Origin of the sequence: Herbaspirillum huttiense, assembly GCF_004367745.1 — a bacterium.
In the GTDB taxonomy this organism is placed as follows: domain Bacteria; phylum Pseudomonadota; class Gammaproteobacteria; order Burkholderiales; family Burkholderiaceae_D; genus Herbaspirillum; species Herbaspirillum huttiense.
The window spans coordinates 5,661,039-5,681,572 of record NZ_CP037993.1 but is presented as its reverse complement, the minus strand read 5'-3'; the positions used below and the strand labels follow the sequence as shown (position 1 = coordinate 5,681,572).

16 protein-coding genes are annotated in these 20,534 nt (G+C 61.6%); 14 read left to right on the top strand and 2 right to left on the bottom strand.

Annotated elements, in window-relative coordinates:
* Window positions 1-24: 24 nt before the first annotated feature.
* The 13 genes from E2K99_RS25335 to E2K99_RS25275 all read left to right on the top strand — a co-directional run bounded on the left by E2K99_RS25335 (window position 25) and on the right by E2K99_RS25275 (window position 13,817).
* A complete protein-coding gene (locus tag E2K99_RS25335; protein WP_134223979.1) occupies window positions 25-1,644 on the top strand; it encodes a GMC family oxidoreductase in 1,620 nt (539 codons plus the stop codon).
* A 211-nt stretch (window positions 1,645-1,855) separates the two neighbouring features.
* Complete coding sequence (locus E2K99_RS25330; RefSeq protein WP_034335283.1) at window positions 1,856-2,626, top strand: ABC transporter ATP-binding protein; 771 nt, start codon at window positions 1,856-1,858, stop codon at window positions 2,624-2,626.
* Window positions 2,626-3,384, top strand: a complete 759-nt coding sequence (locus tag E2K99_RS25325) for an ABC transporter ATP-binding protein (RefSeq protein WP_371925508.1) — start codon at window positions 2,626-2,628, stop codon at window positions 3,382-3,384. The genes E2K99_RS25330 and E2K99_RS25325 overlap by 1 nt, the downstream gene beginning before the upstream one ends.
* A 186-nt stretch (window positions 3,385-3,570) precedes the next feature.
* Complete coding sequence (locus E2K99_RS25320) at window positions 3,571-4,779, top strand: ABC transporter substrate-binding protein (RefSeq protein ID WP_134223978.1); 1,209 nt, start codon at window positions 3,571-3,573, stop codon at window positions 4,777-4,779.
* 140 nt (window positions 4,780-4,919) lie between these two features.
* Window positions 4,920-5,804 (top strand): branched-chain amino acid ABC transporter permease, encoded by an 885-nt coding sequence (locus E2K99_RS25315; protein WP_034335261.1) that lies wholly within the window; start codon window positions 4,920-4,922, stop codon window positions 5,802-5,804.
* A gap of 12 nt (window positions 5,805-5,816) precedes the next feature.
* Entirely contained in the window at window positions 5,817-6,797 is a 981-nt protein-coding gene (locus E2K99_RS25310) for a branched-chain amino acid ABC transporter permease (protein ID WP_121037407.1), read from the top strand.
* A gap of 300 nt (window positions 6,798-7,097) precedes the next feature.
* On the top strand, window positions 7,098-7,859 hold the full coding sequence (locus E2K99_RS25305) for a sulfite exporter TauE/SafE family protein (RefSeq protein WP_039782929.1): 762 nt from the start codon (window positions 7,098-7,100) through the stop codon (window positions 7,857-7,859).
* Between the two features lie 306 nt (window positions 7,860-8,165).
* Window positions 8,166-10,094: a tRNA uridine-5-carboxymethylaminomethyl(34) synthesis enzyme MnmG gene (gene mnmG / locus E2K99_RS25300; protein WP_121037409.1), complete on the top strand. Its 1,929-nt coding sequence runs from the start codon at window positions 8,166-8,168 to the stop codon at window positions 10,092-10,094.
* A gap of 52 nt (window positions 10,095-10,146) precedes the next feature.
* The gene (gene rsmG, locus E2K99_RS25295) at window positions 10,147-10,809 is read left to right on the top strand and encodes a 16S rRNA (guanine(527)-N(7))-methyltransferase RsmG (RefSeq protein WP_039782933.1); all 663 of its coding nucleotides are present in this window, start codon (window positions 10,147-10,149) and stop codon (window positions 10,807-10,809) included.
* Window positions 10,809-11,360: a lipocalin family protein gene (locus E2K99_RS25290; protein ID WP_134223977.1), complete on the top strand. Its 552-nt coding sequence runs from the start codon at window positions 10,809-10,811 to the stop codon at window positions 11,358-11,360. Before rsmG ends, E2K99_RS25290 begins: the two co-directional genes overlap by 1 nt.
* 69 nt (window positions 11,361-11,429) lie before the next feature.
* Window positions 11,430-12,062: a leucine efflux protein LeuE gene (gene leuE, locus E2K99_RS25285; protein ID WP_134223976.1), complete on the top strand. Its 633-nt coding sequence runs from the start codon at window positions 11,430-11,432 to the stop codon at window positions 12,060-12,062.
* Between the two features lie 20 nt (window positions 12,063-12,082).
* Complete coding sequence (locus E2K99_RS25280; protein ID WP_134223975.1) at window positions 12,083-12,853, top strand: ParA family protein; 771 nt, start codon at window positions 12,083-12,085, stop codon at window positions 12,851-12,853.
* Window positions 12,854-12,905: 52 nt separating this feature from the next.
* Window positions 12,906-13,817, top strand: a complete 912-nt coding sequence (locus E2K99_RS25275) for a ParB/RepB/Spo0J family partition protein (RefSeq protein WP_134223974.1) — start codon at window positions 12,906-12,908, stop codon at window positions 13,815-13,817.
* 233 nt (window positions 13,818-14,050) lie between these two features.
* On the opposite strand, the gene E2K99_RS25270 is transcribed toward E2K99_RS25275, so the two are convergent.
* Window positions 14,051-15,607, bottom strand: coding sequence for a glucan biosynthesis protein G (locus tag E2K99_RS25270; protein WP_134224243.1), 1,557 nt, complete (start codon window positions 15,605-15,607; stop codon window positions 14,051-14,053).
* A gap of 258 nt (window positions 15,608-15,865) precedes the next feature.
* Between E2K99_RS25270 and bglX the strand changes: the two genes are divergently transcribed.
* Window positions 15,866-18,220, top strand: coding sequence for a beta-glucosidase BglX (gene bglX / locus E2K99_RS25265; RefSeq protein WP_134223973.1), 2,355 nt, complete (start codon window positions 15,866-15,868; stop codon window positions 18,218-18,220).
* 242 nt (window positions 18,221-18,462) lie between these two features.
* Here bglX and E2K99_RS25260 read toward each other — a convergent pair whose 3' ends face one another.
* Window positions 18,463-20,319, bottom strand: a complete 1,857-nt coding sequence (locus E2K99_RS25260; RefSeq protein WP_134223972.1) for an ABC transporter ATP-binding protein — start codon at window positions 20,317-20,319, stop codon at window positions 18,463-18,465.
* Window positions 20,320-20,534 lie beyond the last annotated feature (215 nt).

The window sequence follows — 20,534 nt, the reverse complement described above, 5'->3', positions numbered from 1 at the left end:
CAATAACAAGCCAGCGGAGACACCATGCAATCGGCAGGGCAATACGACTACATCATCATTGGTGCCGGCACCGCCGGCTGCGTCATGGCCAACCGGCTTTCGCGCCAGACCGGCAAGAAGGTGCTGCTGCTGGAAGCGGGGGCCAAGGACGACTACATCTGGATTCACATCCCGGTCGGCTATCTCTACTGCATCAACAATCCACGCACTGACTGGATGTTCCGCACCGAGGCCGATCCGGGCCTCAACGGCCGCAGCCTGATCTACCCGCGCGGCAAGGTGCTGGGCGGCTGCTCTTCCATCAACGGCATGATCTACATGCGTGGCCAGGCGCGTGATTACGATCACTGGGCCGAAGTCACGGGGGACGACAGCTGGCGCTGGCAGAACGTCCTTCCACTGTTCAAGAAAAGCGAGGACTATCACCTCGGTGCCAGCCAGTTCCACGGTGCCGGCGGTGAATGGCGCGTGGAGAAGCAGCGCCTGCGCTGGGACATCCTCGATGCCTTCCGCGATGCGGCCGCCGAGAATGGCATCCCCAAGGTCGAGGACTTCAACTGCGGCGATAACGAGGGCTCTGGCTACTTCGACGTCAACCAGAAACGCGGCGTGCGCTGGAACGCTTCCAAGGCCTTCCTGCGGCCTGCCATGAAGGATGGCAACCTCACCATCATGACCGGCTCCCACGTGAGCCGCCTGCGCATGGAGCAGGGCGAGCAGGGGCCGGTGTGTACCGGTGTCGAATTCACCGGCGGGGGCAGTGCCTGGTTTGCCGAAGCGAAGGAGACCATCCTCTGTGCCGGTGCCATCGGTTCGCCGCACATCCTGCAGATGTCGGGCATCGCCGATCCCGCGCTGCTGCAACAGCACCAGATCCCGGTGGTGCATGCGCTGCCAGGCGTGGGCGAGAACCTGCAGGATCACCTGCAGATGCGCATGGTCTTCAAGGTCGATGGTGCCAGGACCCTCAACGCCATGGCGTCCACTCTGGTCGGCAAGATGAAGATCGGATTGGAATACCTGCTCCTGCAAAGCGGCCCGATGTCGATGGCGCCCTCGCAGCTGGGTGCCTTTGCCAAGTCCGATGCGCAGCAGGCCAGCGCCAACTTGCAGTATCACGTGCAGCCGCTGTCGCTGGAAAAATTCGGGGATCCTCTTCACGCCTTCCCGGCCTTCACCGCCAGCGTATGCAACCTGCGTCCGACTTCGCGCGGCCATGTACGCCTGGGCTCGACCGATCACGCACTGGCCCCGCGCATCACCACCAACTATCTCTCTACCGAAGAAGACCTCAAGGTCGCCGCCAACGCTCTGCGCCTGACTCGCCGCATCGCGGCCTCACCCGCACTCTCGCGTTATCGCCCGGAGGAATACAAGCCCGGCACGCAGTATGAAAGTGAAGCCGATTTGTATCGCGCCGCCGGTGAAGTGGGCACCACCATCTTCCATCCGGTCGGTACCTGCCGCATGGGCCGCAGCGATGATGCCATGGCCGTGGTCGATGCCCAATGCCGGGTGCGTGGCGTGTCAGGATTGAGCGTGGCCGATGCCTCCGTGATGCCCTCCATCACCTCCGGCAACACCAATTCCCCGACTGTCATGATCGCCGAGAAAGTCGCGTCCAGCCTGCTTTCCCGGGCATAAGACGGCAATTCTCAGGCGCTGGACCATACGGTACTTATACGTATTGTATGAATGGTACGAACCGGCTACTATGCGCCAAATATTAAAACTAGCTTCTCGATTCGCCAGGTAAACAAAGCGGTTCCTGAATCCCAAAGATTCAGTGTTCTGCAGCAGGCAGGCCTTGACGACCGGATCCACCGGCGCGGGCATCAAAGGGAAAGAAGAGACCATGACAGACGTCATTCTGGAGACACGAAACCTGACGAAGGAATTCAAGGGTTTCACGGCAGTAAGCGCGGTCAACCTGCAAATTGAGCGCGGTCACATTCATGCCTTGATCGGCCCCAATGGTGCCGGCAAGACGACTTGCTTCAACCTCTTGACCAAGTTCCTGGTCCCGACCTCGGGCCAGATCCTGTTCAACGGCAAAGACATCACCATGGATGCGCCTGCGCAGATCGCGCGCCAGGGCATCATTCGTTCCTTCCAGATTTCTGCTGTCTTCCCGCACATGAGCGTGCTGGAAAACGTGCGCATCGGCCTGCAGCGCAAGCTCGGTACGTCCTTCCATTTCTGGAAGAACGGCGAGAGCCTGAAGCAGCTCGACGAGCGCGCCATGCAGCTGCTGGAAGAAGTGGACCTGACCAGTTTTGCCCGCACCACCACGGTGGACCTCCCGTACGGCCGCAAGCGCGCCCTGGAGATCGCCACCACCCTGGCCATGGAGCCGGAACTGATGCTGCTGGACGAACCGACCCAGGGCATGGGCCACGAAGACGTGGACCGTGTTACCGCCCTGATCAAGAAGGTCTCGGCCGGCCGCACCATCCTGATGGTGGAGCACAACATGAGCGTGATCTCCGGCATCTGCGACCGCATCAGCGTGCTGCAACGCGGCGCGCTGCTGGCCGAAGGCAGCTATGAAGAAGTCTCGCGCAATCCGCAGGTGATGGAAGCCTACATGGGCAGCACCTCGGCCGAACTGCAAGGGGCTCACTGATGAGTACCGCCACCATGAATGCTGCTGCCATGACGACGTCTTCTTCTTCCGCGCCGCTGGTGCTGCAGATCAGTGATCTGCAATCCTGGTACGGCGAATCGCACATCCTGCACAACGTCAACCTCAACGTCCACCAGGGCGAAGTGGTGACGCTGCTGGGCCGCAATGGCGCCGGCCGCACCACCACGCTGCGCTCCATCATGGGCCTGGTCGGTACCCGCAAGGGCTCGATCAAGATCAACGGCCAGGAAACCATCAACCTGGCCACCCACAAGATCGCTCACTACGGCGTGGGGTACTGCCCGGAAGAGCGGGGCATCTTCTCCTCGCTCTCGGCCGAAGAAAACCTGATGCTGCCGCCTTTCGTCTCCAAGACCGACAAGGGCATGTCCATCGACGAGATCTACGAGATGTTCCCCAACCTGAAGGAACGTCGCAACAGCCAGGGCACGCGCCTGTCCGGTGGTGAACAGCAGATGCTGGCGGTGGCCCGCATCCTGCGCACCGGTGCCCGCCTGCTGCTGCTCGACGAGATCTCCGAAGGCCTGGCGCCGGTCATCGTGCAGGCCCTGGCCCGCATGATCACCACGCTCAAGGCCAAGGGCTACACCATCGTCATGGTCGAGCAGAACTTCCGCTTCGCCGCGCCGCTGGCGGATCGCTTCTATGTGATGGAACACGGCCAGATCGTCGAATCCTTCGCTTCCTCCCAGCTGGAAGCGAAGATGCAGACCCTGAACGAACTGCTCGGCGTTTAAGCATCGCGCCTCGGCATTGCACTGCACTGCCGAGGGCGGCCTCCAGATTTTTCCGGTATCACCAGCTTCACGACTAAGAAGTACTGCCAACAAGTACGTCCGCGGGGTGAGCAGATCCTCTCCCCGTTCCACCAAGTTGTCTCGCATCGAAATCATCAAGCGGGCTTCATAACAGAGGAGATGAAAATGAAACTCAAGGCAATGGCACTGGCCGTTACCGCAGCCGCTGCGGCATTCGCGACCGCGCCGGCTTCGGCACAGATCTCGGGGGATGTGATCAAGATCGGTTTCATTACCGATATCTCGGGCGTGTATTCGGACATCGACGGCCAGGGTGGCGCGGAAGCCATCAAGATGGCCATCGCCGACATGGGCGGTTCCATCAACGGCAAGAAGATCGAACTGGTCGTGGCCGACCACCAGAACAAGGCCGACGTGGCCGCCAGCAAGGCCCGTGAATGGTTCGACCAGCAGGGCGTGGATGTGCTGATCGGTGGCACCAACTCCGGCACTGCCCTGGCCAGCGCCAAGGTCGCAGCCGAAAAGAAGAAGGTGTATTTCTCGGTCGGTGCCGGCACGGCCCGCCTGACCAATGAAGAGTGCTCGCCCTACACCGTGCACTACGCCTACGACACCGTGGCCCTGGCCAAGGGCACCGGTTCGGCGGTGGTGAAGCAGGGCGGCAAGAGCTGGTTCTTCCTGACCGCTGACTATGCCTTCGGCCACTCGCTGGAATCCGATACCGCCAACGTCGTGAAGGCCTCCGGCGGCACCGTGGTGGGTGCGGTCAAGCACCCGCTGGGCGCGTCGGACTTCTCGTCCTTCCTGCTGCAGGCACAGAGCTCCAAGGCCCAGATCATCGGCTTGGCCAACGCCGGTGGCGACTTCATCAACTCGGTGAAGGCCGCCAACGAGTTCGGCATCACCAAGACGGCCAAGCTGGCGGGTCTGCTGGTGTTCATCAACGACGTGCACTCGCTGACCCTGAAGAACACCGAAGGCCTGTACCTCACCGACAGCTGGTACTGGGATGCCAACGAGGAAACCCGTGCCTTCGCCAAGCGCTACTTCGCCGTGCGCAAGAAAATGCCGTCTTCCCTGCAGGCCGGCGATTACTCGGCCGCGCTGCAGTACCTGAAGATCGTCAAGGAAATCGGTACCGATGATTCCGACAAGGTCATGGCTGCGCTGCGCAAGGCCAAGTTCAACGACATGTACCAGAAGAACGGCTACCTGCGCGCCGACGGCCGCGTGGTGCACGACATGTACCTGTATCAGGTGAAGGCCCAGGCGGATTCGAAGTACCCGTGGGACTACTACAAGCTGGTGCAGACCATTCCGGCAGAGCAGGCGTGGACCACCAAGGCCGAATCCAAGTGCGCGGCCTGGAAGTAATCCTTTCGCATCGAGCTGCACGCATCAAGCAGTAAGGCCATCGCACAGCCAGCAAAATCTGTCATTTCTGTTCACGCGGGGATGGCAGATTTTTGCTGTAAGCGGTGGCGTTCTTCACCCATCTGGATGAACGGGTTTTTATGGAACTATTCGGCATACCCCTGCAAGCCTTGTTGAGCCAGCTGCTGCTGGGCCTGGTCAACGGCTCCTTCTACGCCATGCTCTCGCTGGGCCTGGCGGTGATCTTCGGCTTGCTCAACGTGATCAACTTCGCGCACGGCACGCTCTACATGCTGGGCGCTTTCCTGGCCTGGATGGGCCTGACCTATCTCGGTCTCAATTACTGGGTCATGCTCATCGTGGCACCGATCCTGGTAGGCCTGTTCGGCATCGTGATCGAGAAGACGATGCTGCGCTGGCTCTACAAGCTGGACCACCTCTACGGGCTGCTGCTGACTTTCGGCATCACGCTCATGATCGAGGGCATCTTCCGCTCCATCTATGGCGTCTCGGGCCAACCGTATTCGGTGCCTGACCTGCTGCAGGGCGCGACCAACCTCGGCTTCATGGTGCTGCCCAACTATCGCGCCTGGGTCGTGGTGGCCTCGCTGGTGATCTGCTTCGCCACCTGGTTCGTGATCGAGAAGACGCGCCTGGGTGCCTACCTGCGCGCCGGCACCGAGAACCCCAAGCTGGTGGAAGCCTTCGGCATCAACGTGCCCCTGATGGTGACCCTGACCTACGGCTTTGGCGTAGCGCTGGCGGCCTTCGCCGGCGTGCTGGCGGCACCCGTGATCCAGGTGTCGCCGCTGATGGGTTCCAACCTGATCATTACCGTCTTTGCGGTGGTGGTCATCGGCGGCATGGGCTCCATCCTCGGTTCGATCATCACCGGACTGGTGCTGGGGCTGATCGAAGGCCTGACCCGGGTGTTCTATCCGGAACTGTCGGCCACCGTGGTCTTCATCATCATGGCCATCGTCCTGATGGTCCGTCCGGCCGGCCTGTTCGGCAAAGAGAAATAATCGGAGACCGGCATGAACAAGAAAATCGGAATTGCTGTTTTACTAATATTGTTGTTGGCGGCACCGTTCGGCATCTACCCGGTGTTCCTGATGAAGATGCTGTGCTTTGCGCTGTTCGCCTGCGCCTTCAACCTGCTGATCGGCTACACCGGCCTGTTGTCTTTCGGTCATGCAGCTTTCCTCGGCTGGGCCGGCTACATGTGCGGCCAGTCGCTGAAGGTGTGGGGTTTGCCGACCGAACTGGGCCTGATCATCGGTACCCTGACCGGTGCTCTGATCGGCCTGGTGATGGGGCTGCTGGCGATTCGCCGCCAGGGCATCTACTTCACCATGATCACCCTGGCGCTGGCGCAGATGTTGTTCTTCGTGGCCTTGCAGGCACCGTTCACCGGTGGCGAGGATGGCTTGCAGGGCGTGCCGCGCGGCAAGCTGCTGGGCGTGATCGACCTGGGCAGCGACATGACCCTGTACTACGTCGTGCTGGCGATCGCGGTGGCAGGCTTTGCGCTGATCGTGCGGACCATCCATTCCCCGTTTGGCCAGGTGCTCAAGGCCATCAAGGAGAACGAACCGCGTGCCATCTCGCTGGGCTATGACGTGGCGCGCTACAAGCTGCTGGCCTTCGTGCTGTCGGCCGGCTTGTCGGGTCTGGCGGGTGCCACCAAGACGCTGGTGCTGGGCTTCGAGACACTGACCGACGTGCACTGGAGCATGTCCGGCCTGGTGGTCTTGATGACCCTGGTCGGTGGCCTGGGTACCATTGTCGGTCCCATTGTCGGCGCGATCATCATCATCATGCTGGAGAACAAGCTGGGGGATATCGGTGCCTGGCTGGCCAACGTCACCAGCATCGACTGGTTCAATACCTTGGGAGATTCGGTGACGATTGTGACCGGCTTCATCTTCATCGTCTGCGTGCTGGCTTTCCGCAAAGGCATCGTGGGCGAGATCCTGGCCTTGGCCGGGAAGGGGCAGGCCAAGGGATCGCACTAGTGTTTCGCTGAAGTTTAAAACTTCATCTGCCGCCGGCAAGTCACTCTAGGGTGATTTCCCGGCGGTAATTTTTTGTCTTCATGACGGGCCAGCCAGAACAGCAGGGATGTGTTCCGCAACAGTGCCCAAAGCGTCATCTCTGTGGCTGATGCCAGCCGGGGCAGGGCGGTAGAATGTGGCCCGCCGGATCCATTCTTCATTTCACCGTTTATCCATCCCCCCTCATCCCATGTTCAGCCCTGTTTCATCCTTTGCCGATCTTGCAGTTCATTTCTTCACGTCGACCGGGGAGGGCAAGTGATGCTGGATTATGTAGTGTTGTGTGGCGCGGCCTTCGTTGCCGGCTTGATCGATGCCGTGGTGGGCGGCGGCGGACTGGTGTTGGTGCCGACGCTGTTCTCCGTCTTTCCCAATACTGCCCCGGCGACTTTGCTGGGGACGAACAAGGTGGCCGGGGTAATGGGGACGAGTGCTGCTGCCATCAACTTCGCGCGCAAGGTCGCGGTGAGGTGGAGCACCGTGACACCAGCCGCGATGGCTGCCTTTGCTTTTTCCTTCTTTGGGGCCTATGTCGTCACCCATATTCCGACCGACCTGATTCGCAAGGCCTTGCCCTTCGTCCTGATCGCCGTTGCACTCTACACGTTGAAGAAGAAGGACTTCGGCACCACCCATGCGCCCACGCTAAGCGGCACCCGGGAAATCATCTACGCCGCGCTGATCGGTGGGGCAGTGGGCTTTTATGACGGCGTGTTCGGTCCAGGTACGGGCAGCTTCCTGGTGTTCCTGTTCGTGCGGGTGTTCAGCTATGACTTCCTGTCGGCCTCGGCCGTCTCCAAGTTCGTCAACATTGCGACCAACTTGGCAGCCCTGTGCTGGTTCGGGTACAGCGGCCACGTCATCTGGCAATTGGGTTTGCTGATGGCGGTGTTCAACATTGGCGGCTCGTTGGTGGGCACACGACTGGCGATGAAACATGGCAGTGTGTTCGTCCGCAAGTTGTTCCTGGTGGTGGTGGGGGCATTGATCCTGAAGTCGGGTTACGACGCCTTCCTCAAATAGAGCAAAAAGCTTCACCGGGTGTTTCACGTGAAACATCCGACCCCCGACCCAAAAGACGGAGCGCGATGCTCCGTTTTTTTATTCATATTCCTGCTTCAGCCACAAAATCCAGCCCGCTGTTTCACGTGAAACAATCCCCATCGATGTTTCATTGATCAGCCAAGACTATCGAATCGGTGGGCCGATAGTGTCTGGCAGGGCAGGGAAGTGCGGTAAACCAACAGCTACCGACCCCACCTCGGACCCCGCCAGATAAAAGGTCTTATAATCTCGCCTCTGTTCTCACCTCTACGCGAGGCCCGCATCATGCTATTCCCCACACAATTTGACGTCATTGTCGTTGGCGGCGGTCACGCCGGCACCGAAGCTGCACTGGCCGCAGCACGCATGGGCCAGAAAACCCTGCTCCTGACGCACAACATCGAAACCCTGGGCCAGATGTCCTGCAATCCCTCCATCGGCGGGATCGGCAAGGGCCACCTGGTCAAGGAAGTCGATGCCATGGGTGGGGCGATGGCGATTGCCACCGATGAGGCGGGCATCCAGTTCCGCATCCTGAATTCGTCCAAGGGCCCGGCCGTGCGCGCCACCCGCGCCCAAGCTGACCGTATCCTGTACAAGGCAGCGATCCGCTCGCGCCTGGAAAACCAGCCCAACCTGTGGCTGTTCCAGCAGGCGGTGGATGACCTGATGCTGGAAGGCGACCGCGTCGTCGGCGCCATCACCCAGGCCGGTATCCGCTTTGCCGGCCATGCCGTGGTGCTGACCGCCGGTACTTTCCTGGACGGGAAGATCCACGTTGGCCTGAACAATTATTCCGGTGGCCGTGCCGGTGATCCGCCTGCGGTCTCGCTGTCGGCACGCCTGAAGGAATTGAAGCTGCCGCAGGGTCGCCTGAAGACCGGCACCCCGCCGCGCATCGATGGCCGCAGCATCAACCTGGCGATTCTGGAAGAGCAGCCGGGCGATCTCGATCCGGTTCCGGTGTTCTCCGTCATGGGCAATGCCGCCATGCACCCGCGCCAGATGCCGTGCTGGATCACCCATACCAACAGTCGCACCCACGACATCATCCGTGGCGGGCTGGATCGCAGCCCGATGTACACCGGCGTCATCGAAGGTGTGGGCCCGCGTTACTGCCCCTCCATCGAAGACAAGATCCATCGCTTCGCCAGCAAGGATTCGCACCAGATCTACCTGGAACCCGAGGGCCTGACCACCCACGAGTTCTACCCCAATGGCATCTCCACCAGCCTGCCATTCGACGTGCAGCTGGAACTGGTGCGCTCGATGAAGGGCATGGAAAACGCCCACATCCTGCGTCCCGGCTATGCCATCGAATATGACTATTACGATCCGCGCGGCCTGAAGTCCTCGCTGGAAACCCGCCAGGTCCAGGGCCTGTTCTTCGCCGGCCAGATCAACGGCACCACCGGATATGAAGAAGCGGCCGCCCAAGGCATGCTGGCCGGCATCAACGCCGCCCTGCAGACCCAGGGCCGTGAAGCCTGGACCCCGCGCCGCGATGAAGCCTACCTCGGGGTGCTGGTCGACGACCTGGTCACCCAAGGCGTGCAGGAGCCGTACCGCATGTTCACCAGCCGCGCCGAATACCGCCTTTCGCTGCGCGAAGACAATGCCGACCTGCGCCTGACCGAAATCGGCCGCGAACTCGGCTGCGTCGGCGATGCGCAATGGGAAGCCTTCGAGCGCAAGCGCGAAGCCGTTTCACGTGAAATGGAGCGCCTGAAGTCGACCTGGGTGAACCCGCGCATCCTGGCCGCCGCGGAAGCCGAGCGCGTGCTGGGCAAGGCCATCGAGCGCGAATACAACCTGCTGGACCTGCTGCGCCGTCCCAACGTGACTTATGACAGCCTCATGGGCCTGACCGGCACCGAAGGCCAGGCGCTGGCCGGCCCCGGCATCGAAGAGGGCCCGGTGCGTGAACAGGTCGAGATCCAGGTCAAGTACGCCGGTTACATCGCGCGCCAGGCCAACGAGATCAGCCGCCAGGATCACAATGAAAACCTGAAGCTGCCGGCCGACCTCGACTACATGGACGTCAAGGCACTCTCCATCGAAGTCCGCCAGAAGCTCAACAAGCATCGCCCGGAAACCCTGGGCCAGGCTTCCCGCATCTCCGGCGTGACCCCGGCGGCGCTGTCGCTGCTGCTGGTGCACCTGAAGAAGGGTGGCCTGAAACAGGCTACTGGCGCTGACAACCAGGCGGCGTGAAGAAAAATACCGGACACCCGTCCCGAACCAGATCAATACCAAGGCATCACGGATGAGCAACACTGCAGACCTGAACAATCTGACCCGCACCCTGAAGGAAGGCGCCACGGCCATGGGCCTGGCGCTCTCCGCTGCCCAGATCGACAAGCTGATGGCATACCAGGCTCTGCTGGCCAAGTGGAACAAGGTCTACAACCTGACCGCCTTGCGTGATCCGGCACAGATGGTGACGCACCACTTGCTGGATTCGCTCTCGGCAGTGTCGGCCTTCGCGGGTGCCCAGCGTGTGCTGGATGTGGGTGCCGGTGGCGGCCTGCCGGGCATCGTGCTGGCCATCTGGGCGGCCGAGGCGCAGCCGCAGATGCAGATTACCCTGGTCGATACGGTTTCGAAGAAAACCGCCTTCCTCAATCAGGTGAAGGCCCAATTGCATCTGGGCAATGTGACGGTGCTGCATGCGCGGGTCGAGCAGTTGCCTGTCGAGCAACAATACGATGTCATCACTTCACGTGCTTTTGCGGAACTGAAGGACTTCGTCACATGGTCGAACCACCTCCTGCAACAAGGTGGCAAGTACATCGCGCTCAAGGGCGTGCTGCCGCAGGAAGAAATCGACCGGTTGCCGGCGGGGTGGAAGGTGCAGCAAGTGCAGCCCCTGCAGGTACCGGGCCTGGATGCCGAACGGCATCTCATCTTCATGGAAAGAACGACCTGATGAACAAACTGAAACTGGCCCTGGTGGCCACCATGGTCTCGATGGCAGCCTATGGCGGCCTGGGCATGGCATCCGCCTCCGCCCAGGAGGTCAAGACGGTCCCGTCGGTAGACCTGAAGCGTTACGCCGGCAAGTGGTACGAAATCGCCAAGATTCCCAACAGCTTCCAGAAAAAATGCATTTCCGGCACCAGCGCAGAGTATTCCGCGCGCGATGATGGCATGATCGATGTCGTCAACCGCTGCAAGACGGCCGATGGCACGGATGAAGCCAAGGGCGTGGCGCGGGTGGTCCCGGGCAGCAACAACAGCAAGCTGGAAGTGCGTTTTGCACCGGCCTGGCTGTCCTGGATCCCGATGGTGTGGGGCGACTACTGGATCATGGACCTGGACGATCAATACACCCTGGCCACCGTGGGCAGCCCCTCGCGCGAATATTTGTGGATCCTCTCGCGCACGCCCACCATCAGTGACGAGCAATACGAGAACGCACTCAACAACGCCACCAAGCAAGGGTTCGATACCGCGCGGGTGGTCAAGAGCAAGCCGTAACACGGTACCTCACATCAGGCCAGCGGCCCGGGCAGCAACCCGGGCCGCTCACATTCAAGGAGACCCACCATGCAGGCGATCTTTCATTCCCTCGGCATCACCGACATCTGGCAATTGATTGCGGCCACCATGGTGTTCCTGCTCCTGCCTGGTCCCGGTACCTTCTGCGTGCTCACCTGCGCGGCCAAGGGCGGCTTGCGCGGCGGCTTCATGGCGCAGGCGGGCCTCATGCTGGGCGACATCGTGCTGATGTTCCTGGCCGCAGCCGGCGTGGCGGCTCTGCTGCATGCCAATCCCTTGCTGTTCCATGGCCTGCAATACCTGGGCGCGGCCTATCTGGCCTACCTGGGCGGACGTCTCCTGTTTGCAAGAGGCGAGGGCGGTGGTACAGTCGTACCCTTTTCCAATGCCGCAGATTTCCGGCGCGGCTTTTTGGTCACCTTGTTCAACCCGAAAGCCATCGTGTTCTACATGGCCTTCTTCCCGCTGTTCCTGGATCCGGCCACGCAGCAAGGCGCGCTGACCTTCTTCACGATGGGCGCAGTCATCAGCAGTTGCACCCTCCTGTATGGCAGTTTCCTGGTCATCGTCGGCAATGCCGCCGCCCGCCGCATGGCCCGCAATCGCACCATCGCCAAGCTGGCCTCACGGGCAGCCGGCGTGTTCCTGATCGGTTTCGGCATCAAGTTGACCACGCAATAACGCACTCATAAGAACGAACTATGGCAAAAATATTTTGTGTCGCCAACCAGAAAGGTGGCGTAGGCAAGACCACTACCGCAGTCAATCTCGCGGCTGGACTGGCACAACTGAACCAGCGCGTGCTGCTGGCCGATCTCGACCCGCAGGGCAATGCCACCATGGGTGCCGGGATCAACAAGGCGACGCTGGAAGGCTCGATCTATGAAGTGCTGCTGGGCATGTCCGATATCCGCGCCGTGCGCAAGCGTTCGGAGGCCGGCGGCTTCGACGTGCTGCCCGCCAACCGCGAACTGGCCGGTGCCGAAGTGGAAATGGTGGAGCTGGAACAGCGCGAAGCGCGCCTCAAAATCGCCTTCGCCGCTGTCGCAGAGGACTATGACTTCATCCTCATCGACTGCCCGCCTGCGCTGTCCATGCTGACCTTGAACGGCCTGTGCTCGGCGCATGGCGTCATCATCCCGATGCAGTGCGAGTACTACGCGCTGGAAGGCTTGTCGGACCTGGTCAACACCATCAAGAAGGTGCACGCCAAGCTGAACCCGGAACTGAAAGTCATTGGTCTCTTGCGCGTGATGTTCGACCCCCGCATGACGCTGTCGCAGCAGGTCTCGGACCAGCTGGAGCAGCACTTCGGCGACAAGGTCTTCAAGACCGTCATCCCGCGCAATGTGCGACTGGCCGAAGCGCCCTCGTATGGCCTGCCGGGCGTGACCTTCGATCCTTCGTCCAAGGGCGCACAGGCCTACATCGCATTCGGCGCAGAAATGGTCGAGCGCATCAAGACGCTGTAATTCGCGCTGTAATCCGCACCGTCATCACGCATCGTTTTCATCAGGCAATCGCATGGCAACTCTACCGAAAAAATCCAAGGGTCTGGGACGCGGACTGGACGCGCTTCTCGGCGGCTCCTCCGACATCACTGAAGAAGCCCAGGCGCAAGCCGCGCAGGGCCTGCCCACGGTGATGGCCGTGACCGAACTGCAGGCCGGCAAGTACCAGCCGCGTACCCGCATGGATGAAGGGGCGCTCAATGAACTGGCGGCCTCGATCAAGGAACAGGGTTTGCTGCAGCCCATCCTGATCCGTACCATCGGCCAGAAGAACGGGAAAGATACCTACGAGATCATTGCCGGCGAACGCCGCTTCCGCGCGGCCAAGATCGCCGGGCTGACCGAGGTGCCGGTGCTGGTCAAGAACGTGGACGACCAGACCACGGCCGCCATGGCCCTGATCGAAAACATGCAGCGCGAGGATCTGAATCCCCTGGAAGAAGCCCAGGGCATCCATCGCCTCATCACCGATTTCGCCTTCACCCACGAGCAGGCGGCACTGGCCGTGGGACGTTCGCGCAGCGCGGTCTCCAACCTGCTGCGCCTGTTGAACCTGGCCAAGCCGGTGCAGACCATGCTCATGGCCGGCGACATCGACATGGGCCATGCCCGTGCGCTGCTGGCCGTCGATTCGGCGACCCAGATCCAGCTGGCCAACCAGATCGTGGCCAAGCGTATGTCGGTGCGCGATGCCGAGAAACTGGTCACCCGCGCCAGCGCCGAGCAGGCCGCCAAGCCGCGCGAAGCCAAGGACAAGTCGCGGGATATCGCGCGACTGGAAGAAGAACTCTCGGACCTGCTGGCCACCCAGGTCAGCATCAAGACCGGTGCCCGCAACAAGGGCCAGTTGATCATCAACTTCAACGACCTCGATGCGCTCGATGGTGTCATCGCGCGCCTGCGCGGGGAGTCGGTGGAGAGCTGATCTTGCCAGCAAGACGCACCCAGAAAAAATGGGCTGCCCGATTCGGAGCAGCCCATTTTTATTTGATATAAATAATTTTCAGGATGGCAGTTTTTTCGCAGCACTCACCCTACCGTTCGACCTGAGTAGGCCCTTTCAGGGCCGTATCGAAGGTGCACACGAGCCTCAGCGCCTTCGATACGCGGCGATGCCGCTACTCAGTACGAACGGGCAGAGAAGCACCGGGCGCAGCCTCAGAAAGTCCGCTGCACATCCGAACGCGGCGGCAGCTGATAGCTCCAGGTCTCGGTCAGCGGCTTGCCGTTGGCGGTGAGCGCTGCGCGCAATTCCACTGCCTGCGCCACGTTGCGAATCTTCACCCGCAGCGTCAGGCGCCAGCCGTTGATGGCCGGATTGGGCTGCAGCTGGGCATCGATCAGTTCGCCATTGTTGGAAACGTTCACCTGCGGCTGTACCGCCGTCCCTGCGGGCAGGGAACCCAGCGGCCCACCGGTGAAGTCCACCAGCAAGGCCGTGGTGCCGTCGAAGGCGCGGATCAGGTTGGCTTGCGTGAGCTCGCCATCGGTATGGAAGGTCTGTTTGACCCAGCCCACTTCATTGTTGAGGATGGCCGGTTCATCCATGGTCCAGTGGATGCGATAGTCATAAGCCAGCGGCGTGCCGCGTCCGGGTTGTTGCGCAGGCACCCAGTAGGCCACGATGTTGTCATTGGTCTCGTCGGCGGTCGGGATTTCAACCAGTTGTACGGCACCCTTGCCCCAGTCGCCCTTGGGTTCGATCCAGGCCGAGGGACGCAGGTCGTAGCGGTCCTTCAGGTCTTCATAGGAAGAGAATTCGCGGCCACGCTGCAGGAGGCCAAAGCCGCGCGGATTGGTGACCTCGAAGGAACTCACTTCCACGTTCTGCGGATCGTTCAGCGGACGCCACAGCCACTCGCCATTGCCCGTATGGATCGCCAGGCCATTGGAATCATGAATTGCCGAACGGAAGTTGCGGCGCGAGGATTGCTGGTTCGGTCCGAACAGGAACATGCTGGTCAGCGGCGCAATGCCCAGCCGGCCCACCTCGGCGCGCAGGAACACACGGGCCTGCACATCGAGCAGGGCATCCTTGCCGGGCGTGAGCGTGAACTTGTAGGCGCCGGTAGCACGCGGCGAATCCAGCAGCGCGTAGAAGGTCAGTTGCTTTTCGCCCGGGGCCGGGCGCTGTATCCAGAACTCGGTGAAATGCGGGAATTCTTCGCCGCTCATCATGGCGGTATCGATCGCCAGTCCGCGTGCCGAGAGTCCGTACACCTGTCCCTTGCCGATCACGCGGAAGTAGCTCGCGCCCAGCACGCTCATGACTTCGTCTTCCTTGTCATCGCGATTGAGGGGATAGACCACGCGGAAACCCGCATAGCCCAGGTGTGCCGTACTGTCCTTGGCCAGCGCCAGGTCACCGAAGTTGAAGCGGTCGGTGCTGTAGCCCACATCCTGCACGCGGCCATCGATGATTTCGTGGATGGCTACAGGGGCATTGAATTGCATGCCCTGGTGATAGAAGGCCAGCTTGAAGGGCGTCTTCTGGTCGCGCCATTCGAACTTCTCGCTCTTGGGCTGGATCTTCATGTAATCGGCGAACTGCATCGCCGCGAAGGTCGGCGAGAGATTGCTCACCGGCTTCTGATAGGGCTTGGCGGCCAGTTCCTTCGCGCGTGCCACCGCCTGGTTGAGGTCGAAGCCCTGCGCGCTCTGTGCCTGTACCGAGGCCGCCAGCAGGGATGCCGCGAGTACCAGGCCCTGCAGCAGGGGCCATTTCAATCCATGTCTGATCAATGCATTTCTCCACGAAGAAGCGGCGCGCGGGCATGAGACCCTCGTCGCCGCCATGCGCCTGCGTGTCCCGCAGGCATCAAAACAGAATAATATAGCGAACCGTCCGGCTGGCTAAGCATCAAACAACGCTAGCAATAATTGCTCCCGCCGCTCCGGCTGCTGTCCCGCTTGTGCAGGTCACAGAGTAGAGGGCAGACTGCCGCCAAAGTTTAAAAAAGAGAGAGGAAACCCGTGTCCCACAAGCTTACCGAGCGGCAAGCCGCGCCCGCGCGCCGTCCCCGCCTGGCCCTGGCCATGACCCTGTGCGCGCTGGCCTGCAGCGCCGCGCTCACCGGCCCGGCCGCCTACGCGCAAGCCAATCCCGCCTTGCTCGGCGACAAGACTGCCTTCATCGACGACCTGCTGCGCCAGATGACGCTGGAAGAAAAGATCGGGCAGTTGCGCCTGATCAGCATCGGTCCTGACATGCCTGCCAAGAAACTGGCCGAGGAACTGGCCGCCGGGCGCGTCGGTGGCACCTTCAATTCCGTGACCCGTCCCGAGAACCGTCCGCTGCAGGACGGGGCCATGCGTTCGCGGCTGAAGATCCCGATGTTCTTCGCCTATGACGTCATCCACGGCCACCGCACCACCTTCCCCATCGGCCTGGGGCTGGCCTCCAGCTGGGACATGGACATCGTCGGACGCGCCATGCGCATCTCCGCCGAGGAAGCCGCAGCCGACAGCATCGACATGACCTTCGCACCCATGGTCGACATCAGCCGCGATCCGCGCTGGGGCCGCACGTCTGAAGGCTTTGGTGAAGATCCTTACCTGGTCTCACGCATTGCCGAGGTCTCGGTGCGCGCCCTGCAGGGCGACACCAAGCCCATCGCCGCCAATCGCGTGATGGCCAGCGTGAAGCATTTTGCGCTGTACGGTGCGGTCGAAGGCGGACGTGACTACAACGTCGTCAACATGGATCCGCAGCGCATGTACAACGACTACCTGCCGCCCTATCGTGCCGCCATCGATGCGGGTGCGGGAGCGGTCATGGTCGCGCTCAATTCCATCAACGGCGCACCGGCCACCTCCAACACCTGGCTGCTGCAGGACCTGTTGCGCAAGGATTGGGGCTTCAAGGGCCTGACCGTGTCTGACCACGGTGCCATCACCGAACTGGTCAATCATGGCGTGGCACAGAACGACAGTGAAGCCGCGCGCCTGTCCATGAAGGCGGGCACCGACATGAGCATGGCCGACCAGGTCTACATCAAGCAATTGCCGGAGCTGGTGCGCTCGGGCAAGGTCTCGCAGCAGGAACTGGACAACGGCGTGCGCGACATCCTCGGAGCCAAGTACGACCTGGGCCTGTTCAAGGATCCGTATGTGCGCATCGGCCGTGCGGCCGATGATCCGGCTGATGTCTATGCCGACAGCCGCCTGCATCGCCGCGATGCGCGCGAAGTGGCGCAGCAGTCCATGGTGCTGCTGGAGAACCGCAATGCCGCACTGCCGTTGAAGAAGAATGCGCGCATCGCGCTGGTCGGCCCGCTGGCTGATTCGCACATCGACATGCTGGGCAGTTGGTCCGCCGCCGGCAAGGACAAGCAGACCATCACCCTGCGCCAGGGTTTGCAGGCGGCCATGGGCGGGCAGGGCAAGCTGGTCTACGCACGCGGTGCCAACATTACCGAAGACAAGCACATCGTCGATTACCTCAACTTCCTGAACTGGGATGATCCGGAAGTGGTGCAGGACAAGCGCAGCCCCAAGGCCATGATCGATGAAGCCGTGAAGGCGGCGCGCAATGCGGAGGTGATCGTGGCCGCCGTGGGCGAATCGCGCGGCATGTCGCATGAATCTTCCAGCCGTACTTCGCTGTCGCTGCCGCAGAGCCAGCTGGATCTGCTCAAGGCATTGAAGGCCACCGGCAAGCCGCTGGTGCTGGTGCTGATGAATGGCCGTCCGCTGGATCTGAATTGGGCGCGCGAGAACGCCTCGGCGATTCTGGAAACCTGGTACACCGGCACCGAGGGCGGCAATGCGATTGCCGACCTGCTCTTCGGCGACGTCAATCCTTCCGGCAAGCTGCCCATCACCTTCCCGCGTTCGGTTGGCCAGATCCCGAGCTACTACAACCATCCGCGCGTGGGCCGTCCCTATACCGAAGGCAAGCCGGGCAACTACACCTCGCAGTACTTTGATGAGCCGAATGGCCCGCTGTATCCGTTCGGATACGGTCTGAGCTACACCGAGTTCAAGCTCTCCGAAGTGCGCCTGTCGCAGCCGACCATGACGGCGGATGGCAAGGTGCAGGCCAGCGTGACGGTGAAGAATATGGGCCGCCGCGCGGGGGCTACGGTGGTGCAGTTGTACATCAGTGATGTGGCTGCGTCAGTGGTGCGTCCGGTCAAGGAGTTGAAGGATTTCCGCAAGGTGATGCTGCAGCCGGGTGAAGAGAAAGAGGTGCAGTTCAGCATCGACCGCAAGGCACTGTCCTTCTACAACGCCAAGCTGGAATACGTGGCCGAGCCGGGTGAATTCCAGGTGCAGATCGGGCTGGATTCCAAGGACGTGAAGACGGCTTCGTTCAACCTGCAGTAAGTTTTACGGGAGAGGGCAACATGACTCCCGTTCGGACTGAGTAGCGGCGAAGCCGCGTATCGAAGGCGCGCCGTTCGGAACCATAGGAGCGCCTTCGATACGGCCCCAAGGGGCCTACTCAGTCCGAACGGTAGAGATGGGAATCGTCATTGCATGAACCAATGAAAATGGGCGCACTGTTGAGTGCGCCCATTTTTTTACGTCATTCATCAATGATATAAATCATTTACGAAGATGAGGTGTTACGCCGTCATCACCGTATCCTCTTCCTCTTCACCGAGGAAGCCGCCACTCTGATGCGACCACAAGCGCGCATACAAACCACCGGCGGCCAGCAATTCAGCGTGCGTGCCTTGCTCCACGATACGGCCCTGGTCCAGCACGATGAGCCTGTCCATCGCCGCAATGGTCGAGAGGCGGTGTGCAATGGCCACCACGGTCTTGCCTTCCATGAGCTTGTAGAGCGAGGTCTGGATGGCTGCTTCCACTTCCGAATCGAGTGCACTGGTGGCTTCGTCCAGCAGCAGGATCGGCGCATCCTTCAACATTACGCGGGCAATGGCGATACGCTGGCGCTGGCCACCGGAAAGCTTCACGCCGCGCTCGCCCACGTGGGCGTCGTAACCGGTGCGGCCCTTGGCATCGGCCAGGGTGCCGATGAAGTCATGCGCCTCGGCCCGTTCAGCGGCGTGGATCATCTCGGCATCGCTGGCATCGGGACGGCCATAGGTGATGTTCTCCCGCACCGAGCGATGCAGCAGGGAAGTATCCTGCGTGACCATGCCGATCTGCGCGCGCAGGCTGTCCTGCGTGACGTGGGCGATGTCCTGGCCATCGATGGTGATGCGGCCGCCCTCGATATCGTAGAAGCGCAGCAGCAGGTTGACGATGGTCGATTTGCCGGCACCGGAGCGGCCCACCAGGCCGATCTTTTCGCCGGGGCGAATCACCAGGTCCAGCTTGTCCACCACCGGGCGCGGGGCCGAGCCGCCATAGCTGAAGCTGACGCCCTCAAAGCGCAGTTCGCCCTGGCTGACCTTGATCGGTTTGGCATCGGCCGCATCCTTGACCTCGTGCGCACGCGCCAAGGTATTGATGCCATCCTGCACGGTACCCACGTGTTCGAACAGTGAGGACATTTCCCACATCACCCAGTGCGCGATGCCGTTCAGGCGCAGCGCCATTGCCGTGCTGGCTGCCACCGCACCGACACCGACCTTGCCTTGGGTCCAGAGATACAGCGAGACCCCGGTGGCTCCGATGATGAGCACCATGTTCAGGATGTGATTGACCACCTCGAAGCCCGACACCAGACGCATCTGGCGATTGACCGTGGTGAGGAATTCGCGCATGGCGCCGCGGGCGTAATCGGCCTCGCGCCCGGCATGCGAGAACAGCTTCACGGTGGCGATGTTGGTATAGGCATCGGTGATGCGCCCGGTCATCAGCGAGCGCGCATCGGCCTGGTTGCGGGCCACCGCCGACAGGCGCGGCACGAAGTAGCGCAAGGCCACCGCGAAGGCTGCCAGCCAGATGAAGAAGGGAGCCAGCATCCACATGTCGAAGCTGCCGACCACACCGATCAGGGTCGCGAAGTAGATGGCGATGAAGACCAGGATGTCGCCCACAATCATGCAGAAGTCACGCACCGCCAGCGCGCTTTGCATGACCTTGGTGGCCACGCGTCCGGCGAACTCGTTCTGGTAGAAGCTCATGCTCTGGCTCAACATGAGGCGATGGAAATTCCAGCGCAGCAGCATGGGGAAATTGCCCGCCAGGGTCTGATGCTTGTACATGGTCTGCAGCGCGATCAGCAGCGGACTGGCCGCCAGGATCACCACCAGCCACACCAAGGTATGGCCTTCCTGCGCCCACAACTGCGCCGGCTCGATCTTGGACAGCCAGTCGACGATGCGGCCGAGCGCAGCAAAGAGCAGTGCCTCGAAGACACCGATGATGGCCGTCATCAGGGTCATGGCGGCAATGTAGGGGCGCACGCCCTTGGTACAGAACCAGATGAAGCGCATGAAGCCGCGCGGCGGCGGCAGCGGCTGCGACTCGGGGTAGGGGTGGACCAGTTTTTCAAACCAGCTGAACATCAGGGAACTCCAAAAATCGGATCAGGGCCGACGGCGGTGCGACAGGCAGACTGCCAGCGAGGCAGCCACCAGCGTAGCGGCGCGGTCGGGCGTTGTTACTGTGGCGTACCGGAAGGGAATGTTGCGCGTGCGGTACGCCGTTCATGCGCGGCGGGCAGATCGCTGCGGCAGCAGGGCCGCTATCGTGATCCCGGGGCAGGCCGCGAAATTGATGG